Annotated in this window: 11 protein-coding genes; 7 read left to right on the top strand and 4 right to left on the bottom strand. The window is 57.8% G+C overall.

The features are described from left to right. Positions 1 to 49: 49 nt before the first annotated feature. Positions 50 to 1120 carry a heat-inducible transcriptional repressor HrcA gene (hrcA, locus tag ACGKZZ_RS01275; protein WP_411221618.1) on the top strand — a complete coding sequence of 357 codons (1071 nt, stop codon included), beginning with the start codon at positions 50 to 52 and terminating at the stop codon, positions 1118 to 1120. A 4-nt stretch (positions 1121 to 1124) separates the two neighbouring features. Then, on the top strand, positions 1125 to 1691 hold the full coding sequence (locus ACGKZZ_RS01270; protein WP_411221617.1) for a nucleotide exchange factor GrpE: 567 nt from the start codon (positions 1125 to 1127) through the stop codon (positions 1689 to 1691). On the opposite strand, the gene mutS is transcribed toward ACGKZZ_RS01270, so the two are convergent. Next, positions 1688 to 4318 (bottom strand): DNA mismatch repair protein MutS, encoded by a 2631-nt coding sequence (gene mutS, locus ACGKZZ_RS01265; RefSeq protein WP_411222184.1) that lies wholly within the window; start codon positions 4316 to 4318, stop codon positions 1688 to 1690. The two genes, ACGKZZ_RS01270 and mutS, sit on opposite strands and share 4 nt — an antisense overlap. Positions 4319 to 4432: 114 nt before the next feature. Here mutS and ACGKZZ_RS01260 point away from each other — a divergent pair, with 114 nt between their 5' ends. Together ACGKZZ_RS01260 and ACGKZZ_RS01255 are read left to right on the top strand one after the other, a co-directional pair. Continuing rightward, positions 4433 to 6688 (top strand): NADP-dependent malic enzyme, encoded by a 2256-nt coding sequence (locus tag ACGKZZ_RS01260; RefSeq protein WP_411221616.1) that lies wholly within the window; start codon positions 4433 to 4435, stop codon positions 6686 to 6688. A 2-nt stretch (positions 6689 to 6690) separates the two neighbouring features. After that, positions 6691 to 7566, top strand: a complete 876-nt coding sequence (locus ACGKZZ_RS01255; RefSeq protein ID WP_411222182.1) for a ribokinase — start codon at positions 6691 to 6693, stop codon at positions 7564 to 7566. Here the strand turns inward: ACGKZZ_RS01255 and msrA are convergent. Then, positions 7563 to 8225 carry a peptide-methionine (S)-S-oxide reductase MsrA gene (gene msrA, locus ACGKZZ_RS01250; protein ID WP_411221615.1) on the bottom strand — a complete coding sequence of 221 codons (663 nt, stop codon included), beginning with the start codon at positions 8223 to 8225 and terminating at the stop codon, positions 7563 to 7565. The genes ACGKZZ_RS01255 and msrA overlap by 4 nt on opposite strands. A gap of 154 nt (positions 8226 to 8379) precedes the next feature. Between msrA and ACGKZZ_RS01245 the strand changes: the two genes are divergently transcribed. Continuing rightward, the gene (locus ACGKZZ_RS01245) at positions 8380 to 9102 is read left to right on the top strand and encodes an HAD family hydrolase (RefSeq protein ID WP_411221614.1); all 723 of its coding nucleotides are present in this window, start codon (positions 8380 to 8382) and stop codon (positions 9100 to 9102) included. 16 nt (positions 9103 to 9118) lie between these two features. On the opposite strand, the gene ACGKZZ_RS01240 is transcribed toward ACGKZZ_RS01245, so the two are convergent. Next, a complete protein-coding gene (locus ACGKZZ_RS01240) occupies positions 9119 to 10345 on the bottom strand; it encodes an argininosuccinate synthase (protein ID WP_411221613.1) in 1227 nt (408 codons plus the stop codon). A 144-nt stretch (positions 10346 to 10489) separates the two neighbouring features. On the opposite strand from ACGKZZ_RS01240, the gene ACGKZZ_RS01235 reads away from it, so the two are divergent. Then, entirely contained in the window at positions 10490 to 11200 is a 711-nt protein-coding gene (locus tag ACGKZZ_RS01235; RefSeq protein ID WP_411221612.1) for a hypothetical protein, read from the top strand. A 38-nt stretch (positions 11201 to 11238) separates the two neighbouring features. Continuing rightward, on the top strand, positions 11239 to 12465 hold the full coding sequence (ilvA, locus tag ACGKZZ_RS01230) for a threonine ammonia-lyase IlvA (protein WP_411221611.1): 1227 nt from the start codon (positions 11239 to 11241) through the stop codon (positions 12463 to 12465). Positions 12466 to 12489: 24 nt separating this feature from the next. Here the strand turns inward: ilvA and ACGKZZ_RS01225 are convergent, their stop codons facing one another. Then, positions 12490 to 12807 carry an Hpt domain-containing protein gene (locus tag ACGKZZ_RS01225; protein ID WP_411221610.1) on the bottom strand — a complete coding sequence of 106 codons (318 nt, stop codon included), beginning with the start codon at positions 12805 to 12807 and terminating at the stop codon, positions 12490 to 12492. Positions 12808 to 12880 lie beyond the last annotated feature (73 nt).

Below are 12880 nucleotides of genomic sequence, written 5' to 3'. Positions count from 1 at the left end.
ATTACAGAGTGTTGTACAAGGACGGTCGGTGCTGACGCGAGGTGAGTAAGTGAGCGACGGATCGAAACTCCTGGACGAAATGAACGATCGCTCTCGCGAGGTGTTTCGCAAGGTGGTCGAAGGATATCTGACGAGCGGAGAGCCTGTTGGCTCCCGCACGTTGACGCGCACGCTGGATGAAAAGGTTTCAGCGGCGACGATCCGCAATGTCATGCAGGACCTCGAATTTTTGGGATTGCTCAACAGTCCGCATATCAGTGCCGGGCGGGTTCCCACGCAGCTTGGATTGCGGATGTTCGTGGACGGCTTGCTTGAAGTCCGAGATCTGGATCAGGCGGATCGCCAGAAGATCGACGCAACGCTCACCAGCAACAGCCAGGATGTGAGCACCATTCTGGATCGTGTCGGATCTGCGCTGTCGGGTGTGACGCAAGGCGCATCTTTGGTTTTGACGCCCAAACACGAGGCGGCCATCAAGCATATCGAATTCGTGCATGTCGGCGGGCAACAAGCGTTGGTGGTTCTGGTGTTTTCTGACGGACACGTTGAAAACCGTCTGTTCACACCGCCGCTGGGGCAAACGCCGAGTTCCATGCGCGAAGCGGCGAATTTTCTCAATGCGCTGGTTGAAGGACGCACGCTGTCGGAATTGCGCCGTTCGATGACCGAAGAGATCGCAGCCCGCCGTCAGGAGCTTAACGCGCTTGCGGCGACACTGGTGGAACAGGGGCTGGCCATCTGGGACGACAACGGCGATACATCCGAACGTCTGATCGTGCGCGGCCGCTCAAATCTTTTGTCTCAAGACGCCCATGCCGAAGAGTTGGGCCGTATCAGAGAGCTGTTTGACGACCTGGAGCGCAAGCGGGACATTGCCGAATTTCTTGAATTGACCGAAACGGGCGAAGGTGTGCGTATTTTTATCGGTTCGGAGAACAAACTTTTCTCACTTTCGGGTTCCTCTTTGGTCGTCTCTCCATATATGAACTCGGATCGTAAAATAATCGGTGCGGTTGGAGTCATCGGGCCGACGCGTCTCAACTATGGGCGCATCGTTCCTATCGTAGACTACACCGCGCAGCTCGTCGGGAAACTTCTCGGCGATCGCAACCAAGGGTAACGAGATGGCGGAAACAGATCACACAAAAGATTTTCTCGATAGCCTGGCCGAGGCTGAGGCAGAAGAAAACGAAGCGCTTGAGGAAGAAATCGACGACGAAGCGGCAGAGATCGATTCGCTGCGCGCTGAGCGTGACCAGTTGAAGGATCGGTTCATGCGCGCATTGGCCGATGCCGAGAACGCGCGCAAACGGTCTGACAAGGATCGCCGCGAGGCGCAGCAATATGGTGGTTCGCGTCTGGCGCGCGACCTGCTGCCGGTTTACGACAACCTCCAGCGTGCTTTAGGCGCCATCGCCGAAGACCAGCGTGAAGCGTCCGCGGCGCTGATTGAAGGTGTAGAGCTGACGCTGCGTGAACTGCTGCACGTGTTCGGAAAGCATGGCGTTCAGGTCATCAAGCCCGAAGTCGGTGACAAGTTCGACCCTCAGCATCACGAAGCGATGTTCGAAGCGCCGTTGCCGGGAACCAAGGCTGGCGAGATCATCCAGGTCTCTGCCGAAGGCTTCATGCTCTATGATCGCTTGCTGCGGCCCGCGCAGGTAGGTGTGAGCTCGATGCCAGCGTCCTAGTTGCCGTCCTGAAGCAGCGCCTTCAGATCGTAAAGCGCCTGTAGAGCTTCAATCGGGGTCATTTGATCGGGGTGCAGATGTTTGATCTGCGCCTCGATTTCCGTTTTGGGCTCCTGTTTCGCCGGGGCAGGCGCCGCCGCCACCGCCGAGAAAAGCGGCAGATCGTCGATCAGGGCTTTCGGCGACGTGTTCTCACGTTCGCCTTTTTCCAACGCGTCGAGAACCGATCGCGCGCGGGTGATGACCGCAGCTGGCAGACCCGCAAGCTGCGCCACTTGTACGCCATAAGACCGATCTGCTGCGCCGTCGCGGACTTCGTGGAGAAATATGACGTCTCCGTCCCATTCGCGCACCGCCACGGTCGAATTTCGCACTCCGTCTAGCGTTTTCGCCAGCGCGGTCAGTTCGTGATAATGCGTCGCAAACAATGCACGCACCTTGTTCACCGATTGCAGGTGTTCCAGCGTCGCCCACGCAATGGACAACCCGTCATAGGTTGCAGTTCCACGCCCGATTTCATCAAGGATCACCAAGGCGCGATCATCAGCCTGATTGAGAATCGCTGCGGTTTCGACCATTTCGACCATGAAGGTGGAGCGCCCTCTTGCCAGATCGTCGGAGGCACCAACGCGGCTGAAGATCTGGCTGACAAGCCCGATATGCGCCGATTTCGCCGGAACATAAGCCCCGATTTGCGCCAGCAGCGCGATCAGTGCATTCTGGCGCAGATAGGTTGATTTGCCGGCCATGTTCGGACCGGTCAAAAGTGTGATCGCCGCATGATCGGTTTCGGCGCTCAGGTTGCAATCATTGGCGACGAAACTCGCGCCCCCTTGCGCCTTGAGGGCACGCTCGACAACCGGGTGCCGCCCGCCTTCAATTGAAAAGGCGCGGCTTTTGTCGACGGTGGGACAGGTCCAATCCAGATCGGCAGCAAGATCGGCCAGGGATGTGGCGAGATCGAGTTCCGCAAGTCCGGCGGAAAGCGCGTTCAAGACAGCCTGTTCGGCCAGAATTGCGTCACTTAATTCGGAATAGAGCCGCTTTTCGATGGCTATTGCTTCGGCACCGGCATTCATGATGCGTCGTTCAAGCTCAGACAGTTCAACCGTCGTAAACCTGATTTGGTTTGCAGTTGTCTGGCGGTGAATAAACGTCTCGTTCAGCGGCGCAGCCATCATCTTTTGTGCGTGTGTCGCGGTTGTTTCGATAAAATAGCCCAGAACGTTGTTATGTTTGATTTTCAGGGACGAAACTCCGGTTTGTTCCGCATATTGCGCCTGAAGACCGGCCACGATGCCGCGCCCCTCGTCGCGCAGCGTGCGGGCTTCATCAAGCTCGGCATTGTATCCCGTTGCGATGAAGCCGCCATCGCGCGCCAAGAGCGGCGGATCGGCGACCAGCGCATCGTCAAGATACGCCATCAACGCGTCGTGCCCCCGCAGCGAGGTCCGCGCCGCATCGAGGATCGCAGGCAACTCTAGTGTCTCTAAAAGGGAAGAAATGCCTTCTGCTTGAGCCAAAGTGTTTCGGATGCCCGCCATATCCCGTGGACCGCCGCGCTCCAGTCCGAGGCGTGAGAGCGCCCGGTCGACATCCGGAACACGTTTCAACCTGAAACGGACATCAGACGCCAGCGCCGGCGTGTTCGACGCCCATGTAATTGCCTCTTGTCGCTCGCGGATCACGGTGAGGTCACGCGACGGAGTGGACAGATGCCGCTCCAGCAACCGGGCGCCGCCGGCTGTCACGGTACGATCGATCACGGAAAGAAGCGATCCCGACCTGCCGCCGTTCAAGCTATGCGTCAATTCAAGATTGCGACGCGTCGCGGCGTCGATCTGCATGGCGTTGTGGATCTGTTCTTGCTGCGGCGGGCGAAGTAGCGGCAGCCGTCCCTTTTGGGTGAGGTCAAGATAGTCAACCAAAGCGCCCATCGCGGCCAGCTCCGGGCGCGTAAATCGTCCAAATGCGTCAAGTGAGGTGACATTGAACTGCTGCGTCAAACGGGCGAGCGCACCGATGGAGTCGAAACTGGATTTCCCGAGCCGGGTCGGCTCAAGTCCCAGATCATCGAGAACGGCGGCCAAAGCTTCATCGTCTCCCTCCGCGATCAGGATTTCCGCCGGCGCAAGTTGTGCCAATTCTGGGCTGACCCTTGCCAACGGCAGTGGCAGCACATGCAGCGCGCCGGTCGAGATATCGGTCCAGGCCAGCGCCCATTCGTCTCTAACACTGGCCAATGCGGCCAGAAAGTTATGTCTCCGTGCTTCGAGCAACGTGTCTTCGGTCAGCGTGCCGGGCGTCACCAACCGAACCACATCGCGCTTGACGACAGATTTGGAGCCACGTTTCTTGGCCTCGGCCGGGCTTTCCATCTGTTCGCAGACCGCAACGCGAAAGCCCTTGCGGATCAGGGTGAGCAGGTACCCTTCGGCGGCGTGTACGGGAACGCCGCACATCGGAATGTCCGAGCCGTCGTGTTTCCCCCGTTTGGTCAGCGCAATGTCCAGCGCGTCAGCCGCCGCTGCGGCGTCATCGAAGAACAATTCGTAAAAATCACCCATGCGATAGAACAACAAAGCATCTGCATACTGAGATTTTATTTCCAGATATTGCGCCATCATGGGTGTGACGGCAGATTTATTCGCGTTCACAAGCTTCCCCTCGGTGCTTTGGCGTGACATTAAGGCGACCGGTACGGGTGGAAAACCCGAATTTGACGAAAGAGGCTCCAACGCATGTCCAGACCCAAGTTCACCCGCGAAGAAGCGCTGGCGTTCCACCTCGATCCGACGCCGGGCAAATGGGAGGTTCAGGCCACCGTTCCCATGACCACACAACGCGACCTTTCGCTGGCCTATTCGCCCGGGGTCGCGGTGCCGTGCGAAGACATCGCGAAGAACCCTGAACTTGCCTATGACTACACCAACAAAGGCAATCTTGTCGCGGTCATTTCCAATGGAACGGCCGTCTTGGGCTTGGGAAACCTCGGAGCGCTCGGGTCGAAGCCGGTGATGGAAGGCAAGTCCGTGCTGTTCAAGCGGTTTGCCGATGTGAACTCGATCGACATTGAGCTTGATACGGAAGACCCGGATGCTTTTTGCAACGCCGTGCGGCTCATGGGTCCGACATTCGGCGGGATCAATCTTGAGGACATCAAGGCGCCAGAATGTTTCATTATCGAGCAGCGGCTCAAGGAAGAAATGGACATCCCGGTGTTCCATGACGATCAGCACGGCACAGCGGTGATTTGCGCCGCCGGTCTCATCAACGCGCTGCATTTGTCGGGCAAAAAGATCGAGGATGTGAAGATCGTGCTGAATGGGGCCGGTGCGGCAGGTATAGCCTGTATCGAACTGCTCAAGCAGATGGGCGCGCGGCACGACAACTGTATCGTCTGCGACACCAAGGGCGTTATTTACCAAGGCCGTACCGAAGGAATGAACCAGTGGAAATCGGCTCATGCCGTGAACACCGCCATACGTTCGCTTGAAGAGGCGATGTTGAACGCCGACGTGTTTCTCGGGGTCAGCGCCAAAGGTGCGGTGACGCAGGAGATGGTTCGCAATATGGCCGACAATCCGGTGATCTTTGCGATGGCCAACCCGGATCCCGAAATCACGCCGGAAGAGGCGCATGAGGTCCGGGTGGATGCGATCGTTGCCACCGGACGCAGCGATTATCCAAATCAGGTGAACAATGTTTTGGGCTTTCCCTATCTGTTCCGAGGCGCGCTCGACATTCATGCGCGCGCGATCAATGACGAGATGAAGATCGCCTGTGCCCAGGCGCTTGCCGAACTGGCGCGTGAGGATGTGCCAGACGAGGTTGCTCTGGCATATGGCAAGAACCTGAGCTTTGGGCGGGACTACATCATTCCCACGCCGTTTGACCCGCGATTGATCCACCGGATTCCCACAGCCGTTGCCAAGGCGGGCATGGATACCGGCGCAGCGCGGCGACCGATCATTGATCTTGAGGCTTACGAAGAGTCGCTCAAGTCGCGAATGGATCCGACAGCCAGCATCCTGCGCGGGATCAATGCGCGGGCGCGGTCGGCTCAGGCGCGTGTGATCTTCGCGGAAGGCGATGACCCACGCGTGCTGCGCGCTGCGGTCATGTATCAGCGCGCCGGTTTTGGCAAAGCGCTGGTTGTCGGGCGTGAGAGCGACGTCAAAACCAAGCTGGAGGATGCCGGTCTTGGTGACGCGGTGCGCGAAATCGAAGTGATCAACGCGGCAAACACCCAGTATCTGGAGCAATACAAAGAGTTCCTCTACGGACGATTGCAGCGCAAGGGACTTGATCGACAAGACGTTCACCGACTTGCAGCGCGCGACCGCCATGTGTTTGCGGCGCTGATGTTGCAGCAAGGGCATGGTGATGCACTGGTGACAGGCGCGACGCGCAAATCCGCGCATGTCCTTGAGCTGATCAACCACGTGTTTGACGCGGATGCGGCGCATGGCGCTGCGGGCGTTACAGCGGTCCTTTATAATGGACGGATCGTTCTGATCGCCGACACACTGGTCCACGAATGGCCAAACGAAGAGGATTTGGCCAACATCGCGGAGCGGGCGGCCGAGGTGGCGCGACTGATCGGCCTGGAGCCGAGGGTTGCCTTCGTGTCGTTCTCGACCTTCGGCTATCCGGTGTCGGAGCGTGCCGAAAAGATGTATCTGGCGCCGCGTGTGCTGGACCGTCGAGGCGTGAACTTCGAATACGAAGGCGAGATGACCGTCGACGTGGCATTGAATCCCAAAGCACAGGCGCATTATCCCTTTCAAAGGCTGACGGGTCCGGCCAACATTCTGGTGGTGCCAGCGCGTCACTCCGCCTCGATATCGGTCAAGCTGATGCAGGAAATCGCACATGCGACGGTGATCGGGCCAATTCTGGTCGGGATCGACAAGTCGATTCAGGTGTGCTCGACCACCATGACAGCGAATGACATTCTCAACATGGCGGTGCTTGCCGCGTGCAAGGGCAACTGATCGTGACGGTGTTCAATCTTGGTTCGATCAACGCCGATTTGTTTTACCAAGTGCCGCATCTGCTCGCGCCCGGTGAAACTTTGGCGGCAACGGCACATAACCGCGGGTTGGGCGGGAAGGGCGCGAACATGTCGGTCGCCATTGCCCGCGCTGCCGCCCGTGTGGTCCACATCGGCGCGGTTGGGACCGACGGGCGTTGGGCGGTGGAGCGACTGCTCGAATACGGCGTGGACACGCGTCATATTTCCGAGGTCTCCGAAGCGACTGGCCATGCGATCATCATGGTTGATCCTCAGGGCGAGAATGCCATTCTCATTCATCCCGGCGCGAACAGCACCGTGTTAGAGACGCATATCGAGGCCGTTCTGAAAGACGCAAGTGATGGCGACACGTTCCTCTTTCAGAACGAAACATCCGCACAGCGTGAAGGCGCGGCATTGGCATCTGCACGCGGGTTACGCGTTGTCTACGCTGCCGCACCGTTTGACGCGGATGCGGTGCGTGCGGTTTTGCCGATGCTCGACATGCTTGTGATGAATGCGGTCGAGGCAGAGCAGCTGAGCGCGTCGCTGAAGGTCGCGTTGCCGGATTTGCCGGTGCGCGACGTCATCGTGACGCTTGGCGGTGAAGGTTGCCGCTGGTTGAACACCGATTTAGGGACTGACACACAATTTCCAGCCATTCCCGTCGCCCCCGTCGATACCACTGGCGCAGGCGATACATTTACCGGTTTTTTGATTGCGGGTCTGGATCGCGGCTTGCCGATGGAGCAGGCGATCTCACTCGGACAACAGGCCGGCGCGATTATGGTGACGCGCCGGGGTACTGCGGATGTCATACCAGACCTTAAGGATATCGAAGACGCGCGTTTGGCTTAATGTGACACAAACGGGGCGTTATTTCCCCAAAGCTCCTTGACGCGCTCATCCCGACGGCAGCCCTCGCGATAGCGTTTGTAAGCGTCCGATTGCTTGATCGGACCGAACCGCGACAGCACCAGATTATCGCCCTTGTAGTAATCCTGATGGTAATCCTCGGCGTCGTAGAAGGTTTTCGCGTCCAGGATCGGCGTGACGATCTTTTGGCCCAGCTCGGCTTCGGCCTCGGCTTTTGCTTTCTCGGCTGCTGCGCGTTCCTCTGGGTTAGAGACGAATATGGCCGTTGCATAGCTTTCGCCGCGATCGCAGAACTGGCCGCCCGCGTCGGTCGGGTCGATCGAGCGAAAGAAAAGGTCATACAACCGCGCGCGATCAATTTCGCCGCTGTCATAGGTGATTTTGACTGCCTCGTAATGGCCTGTTCCGCCGCGTCCAACCTCTTTGTACGTCGGGTTTTCGGTTGTGCCGCCTGTATATCCGGACACCGCTTCCTTCACTCCGCGCACGCTTTCAAAATCGGATTCGACGCACCAGAAACAGCCGCCCGCAACCACGATATCGCGGGTTTCTGCGGCTTCGGCGGCAGAGGATTGCATGATACAACCTGCGATGATGGCCAGGGACAGCAAGACAGGGCGAGATTGGCGAAGTGGGCGCATAACGGTACTCCTTTGATTGATGTCACCATGCAACAGCTTTTGCGCCCAACGCAATTTGCCAATGCCCCGGTTCACTCGAAGGTGAGCGTGAGTTACCGCTTGCGTGAGACCGTCCTTGGTTTAGCGTCTGGTGTAAAAGGGGTCAGAGAGATCAATGAGACTCGCAATGTGGTCAGGGCCACGGAATCTATCCACGGCGCTGATGTATTCGTTTGCTCAACGAGACGACTTTTCGGTCGTCGACGAGCCGTTCTACGGGCCGTACCTCCGGTTGACTGGCCTCGATCACCCGATGCGCGACGAAATTCTCCAAAGCAGACAGCATGACGCGAATGCGGTGGAGCAAAGGCTGCTTGGCCCGATCCCCGGCGGCAAACCACATGTCTATCACAAGCACATGTGCCAACATATGATCGCCGGAGTTCCGCGCCAGTTCATGGCGGAGTGTGTAAACGTCTTTCTGATCCGCCACCCCGCCCGCGTCACCGCGAGTTTTGCCAAGGGTTATCCGCAGGTCACGCTGGACGATATTGGGTTCTGGCAACAGGCCGATTTATACGACGAGGCGATGGCGCTGGGCCAACATCCCATCGTCATCGACAGCGCCGACATCCGCCGCGATCCCGAAGCGATGTTGCGTGCGTTGTGTCATGCAGTCGAGCTGCAATGGGATCCGGCGATGCTGAATTGGCCCGCCGGACCCAAGGCTTATGACGGCGTTTGGGCACCGATCTGGTACAAATCACTTCACGAAACGACCGGTTTTGCCGGGCCGGAAGAGAAACTGCCCGAATTGTCGCCCCGGTTGGAGGACGTAACGCGTCGCGCCTTGCCATATTACGACAAAATGAAAGCCAATGCGTTGAAGGCTGGATGAATGCCGCCGTGACGGCTCAGCCTTTCAATCGCCGATTCCGCGCCGCGAGCAACTTCAGCCGCAATGCGTTCAGCTGGATAAAGCCCTGTGCGTCCTTCTGATCGTAGGCTCCGGCGTCTTCCTCAAAGGTCACATGCGCCTCGGAATAAAGCGAATGATCCGACCAGCGTGCAACCGTGTTCACCGAGCCCTTGTAGAGCTTCACCCGGACGGTGCCGGTGACGTGTTCCTGGCTTTTGTCGATCAGCGCTTGCAACATCTCGCGCTCGGGGCTGAACCAGAAGCCGTTGTAGATCAGTTCCGCGTAACGCGGCATGATCGAATCCTTCAGGTGACCTGCGCCGCTATCCAGCGTAATCTGCTCGATCCCGCGATGCGCTTCGAGCAGGACAGTGCCGCCCGGTGTCTCATAAATGCCGCGTGATTTCATACCGACAAAGCGGTTTTCAACAAGGTCCAGACGCCCAACACCGTGTTTTCCACCCAGTTCGTTCAGCTTGGTCAGGATCGTCGCGGGTGACATCGCCTCGCCATTGATAGCAACCGCGTCGCCCTTTTCAAAGGTGATCTCCACCATCTCCGCTGTGTCGGGCGCGTCCTCGGGATGCACCGTGCGCTGGTAGACGTAATCGGGCGCTTCCTGTGCCGGGTCTTCCAGAACCTTGCCTTCGGACGAGGTGTGCAAGAGGTTCGCATCAACCGAGAACGGCGCTTCGCCGCGCTTGTCCTTGGCGATGGGAATCTGGTTCTTTTCCGCAAAGTCGAGCAGCTTGGTGCGCGAGGACAGATCCCACTCCCGCCAAGGCGCGATCACCTTGATATCCGGGTTCAACGCATAGGCCGCGAGTTCGAAACGTACCTGATCGTTGCCCTTGCCCGTGGCGCCATGAGACACAGCATCCGCGCCGGTTTCGGCAGCGATTTCGACCAGACGTTTGGAAATCAGCGGGCGTGCGATGGAGGTGCCCAAAAGATACACACCCTCGTATGCGGCATTGGCGCGGAACATCGGAAACACGAAATCGCGGACGAATTCTTCGCGGATGTCTTCGATGTAAATATTCTCGGGTTTGATCCCCAGCATCACCGCCTTTTCGCGCGCAGGCTCGAGCTCTTCGCCCTGACCAAGATCGGCGGTAAAGGTCACAACCTCACACTCATATTCGGTTTGGAGCCACTTCAGGATGATCGAGGTATCGAGGCCACCGGAATAGGCCAGCACAACTTTTTTGGGCGCAGACATGGGTTTTCCTTTAACGGGTTTGATCGGGCGATTACTTGTTTTTGAAGACAGGGGCAAGAAGCCGCCTTTGAATAAGGCGGCGCAAGACCAAGGATAGTTATGATGCAAGGTTGGCAGATATTCCGACATTCGTTCAATCTGGTGATGACCAATCTCGATCAGGCGCTGCGCCTGTCGCTGGTGCTTTATCTCGTTCAAAGTGCGTACACGATCTACAGCTACCTCAACCCGCCGGAGTTGACGGAAGTCGAAGGTACGCAAATCCCCACGATGTCTCCGGAAACGGTGCTCCCAACCATCGTGCTTGGGCTACTGGCGGTGATCGCAAGCCTTTGGATTGCCGTCGCGTGGCACCGTTTTGCACTTATGGGCGAGCAAGTCAGAGGCTGGGTTCCGCGGTTTCACGGCTCCGAAATTCTGTCCTATCTCGGAAGGTCGATCCTGATCGGCTTCCTGATCGTGTTCGGTGTGATCATTGTATCTGTTCCCGTCGGGCTGCTGTCAGCCGGACTGCCTGCGCTGTTGGGCCTGCTCACCCTGTTTCTGGTCGGGTTCGCGGCATATCTGTTCTTCAGGCTCGGCATCATGCTGCCAGCCGCGGCGCTGGGCAACAAGCTGCGCCTTGGCGAAGCATGGGCCGCGACCAAGGGGCAAAGCGCGACCATTCTGGTTCTGGCGCTGATCGTTGTCGGCGCAAGCATCGTCATCCAGTTGCCGTCCTGGTTCAACGACGATCCGTCCTCGATCATCAACCTGGTCTATGCGCTGGTGATGAACTGGATTGCGACGATGATCGGTATTTCCGTTCTGACCACGCTCTACGGCCACTACGTCGAAGGTCGATCCATCGACTGACAGCTTGCGATCCGGCCGAGATTGCTTAGGGGTGCCATATGTGTGATTTTGCCCAATCCGTGCGTGACGCGACACAGGCAATGCGTGCCGTGTTTCCCGCAACTCCGCTTCTGCGCAACGCGCATCTGTCGGAAATCTATGACGCAGATGTGTATCTCAAGCGCGAAGACCTGTCGCCGGTGCGCAGTTACAAGCTGCGCGGCGCGTTCAATGCCATGCGCAAGCGGCCTGACGTTGATCTGTTTGTCTGTGCAAGCGCGGGCAATCACGCACAGGGCGTGGCGTTCATGTGCAAGCATTTCGGCAAGCAGGGCGTGATCTTCATGCCCGTGACCACGCCTCAACAGAAAATCCAGAAAACCGCGATGTTTGGCGGCGATAGCGTCGAAATACGTCTGACGGGTGATTATTTCGATGACACCCTTGCCTCTGCTCAGGCGTTCTGTGCCGAGGCGGGCGGGCATTTTCTGTCGCCGTTCGACGATGAGGATGTGATTGAAGGCCAGGCGAGCGTTGCTGTGGAACTGGTTGAGCAGCTGGGCAAGATGCCGGATAACCTGGTGATCCCCGTGGGCGGCGGCGGATTGTCGGCCGGCATGCTAAGTTACCTTGGCCCGCAGTGCCAGTATACCTTCGTGGAACCCGCCGGGGGCGCATGTTTGCATGCAGCCCTGGAGGCGGGCAAACCGGTGCGGCTGGAGCGTGTCAACAATTTTGCCGATGGTGCGGCTGTTGGGCAGATCGGGCAAAAAACCTTCTCCCGGCTTCAGAACGTGGGATTGGCGAATACCCTGAGGGTCTCCGAAGATCGCTTGTGCACGACGATGCTGGAAATGCTGAATGTCGAGGGCATCGTGTTGGAACCTGCCGGTGCTCTGTCGATTGATGCGTTGCAGGATTTAGGCCAGTCCATTCGCGGGCGCACCGTGGTGTGCATCACCTCGGGGGGAAATTTCGACTTCGAGCGCTTGCCGGAGGTCAAGGAACGCGCGCAAAAATTTCTCGGTTTGAAGAAGTATTTTGTCCTGCGCATGCCACAACGCCCCGGAGCGTTGAAGGATTTCCTCACCCTCTTGGGGCCCGACGATGACATCGCCCGGTTCGAGTACCTGAAAAAATCTGCGCGCAATTACGGCTCGGTCCTGATCGGGATCGAAACTCGGGACGCGGAAAACTTCGACCGTCTGTTCGGCAAGCTCGATGCCGGTGGGTTCACCTATCAGGATATCACCGACGATGATCTCCTGTCGCAGTTCATGATTTGATACCGCTTAGCACTGATTGCGCCGTCAGGCCGCAAAGCGTTGGCCATATTCCCTTTCAAACAGTGCACGCGATTCCGCGTAGAGCGATTTAAGATCTGCCAATTCGATCCCCGCGCCGTTGTTTCCGGATTCACACATCTTCGACATATCGGAAAAACCGAGGTTCAACGCCGCGCCTTTCAGAAAATGCAGCAATTCGTGCAACTGGATCGGGTCATCCACAGTGCTGTCCAGTCGCGAGAGCGTGTCTTCGACCTCCATCAGAAACAGCTCGGCAACCTCATCAAAATCGTCAACGCCGATTTCATCGCGCAATTCAGCGATACGCGTCCAGTCGATCATGAAAACCTCCTCGATTTAGGTCTCAATAAAGATAAGAGATGAAGATCTCCTGACTTTCATTATCGAACTGGTG

This window comes from Marivita sp. S2033 (assembly GCF_046592965.1).
GTDB lineage: Bacteria > Pseudomonadota > Alphaproteobacteria > Rhodobacterales > Rhodobacteraceae > Marivita.
The sequence above is the reverse complement of the archived record's forward strand: the minus strand, read 5'-3'. Positions and strand labels throughout refer to the sequence as shown.

What these genes read in the sequence shown, in the direction of transcription:
- ACGKZZ_RS01235 (WP_411221612.1), top strand. Translation starts at nt 10,490, where the DNA reads ATGACCAATCTCGATCAGGCGCTGCGCCTGTCGCTGGTGCTTTATCTC.
- msrA (WP_411221615.1), bottom strand. Translation starts at nt 8,225, where the DNA reads ATGCGCCCACTTCGCCAATCTCGCCCTGTCTTGCTGTCCCTGGCCATC.
- ACGKZZ_RS01270 (WP_411221617.1), top strand. Translation starts at nt 1,125, where the DNA reads ATGGCGGAAACAGATCACACAAAAGATTTTCTCGATAGCCTGGCCGAG.
- ACGKZZ_RS01240 (WP_411221613.1), bottom strand. Translation starts at nt 10,345, where the DNA reads ATGTCTGCGCCCAAAAAAGTTGTGCTGGCCTATTCCGGTGGCCTCGAT.
- ACGKZZ_RS01260 (WP_411221616.1), top strand. Translation starts at nt 4,433, where the DNA reads ATGTCCAGACCCAAGTTCACCCGCGAAGAAGCGCTGGCGTTCCACCTC.
- ACGKZZ_RS01245 (WP_411221614.1), top strand. Translation starts at nt 8,380, where the DNA reads ATGAGACTCGCAATGTGGTCAGGGCCACGGAATCTATCCACGGCGCTG.
- mutS (WP_411222184.1), bottom strand. Translation starts at nt 4,318, where the DNA reads ATGATGGCGCAATATCTGGAAATAAAATCTCAGTATGCAGATGCTTTG.
- ilvA (WP_411221611.1), top strand. Translation starts at nt 11,239, where the DNA reads ATGTGTGATTTTGCCCAATCCGTGCGTGACGCGACACAGGCAATGCGT.
- ACGKZZ_RS01225 (WP_411221610.1), bottom strand. Translation starts at nt 12,807, where the DNA reads ATGATCGACTGGACGCGTATCGCTGAATTGCGCGATGAAATCGGCGTT.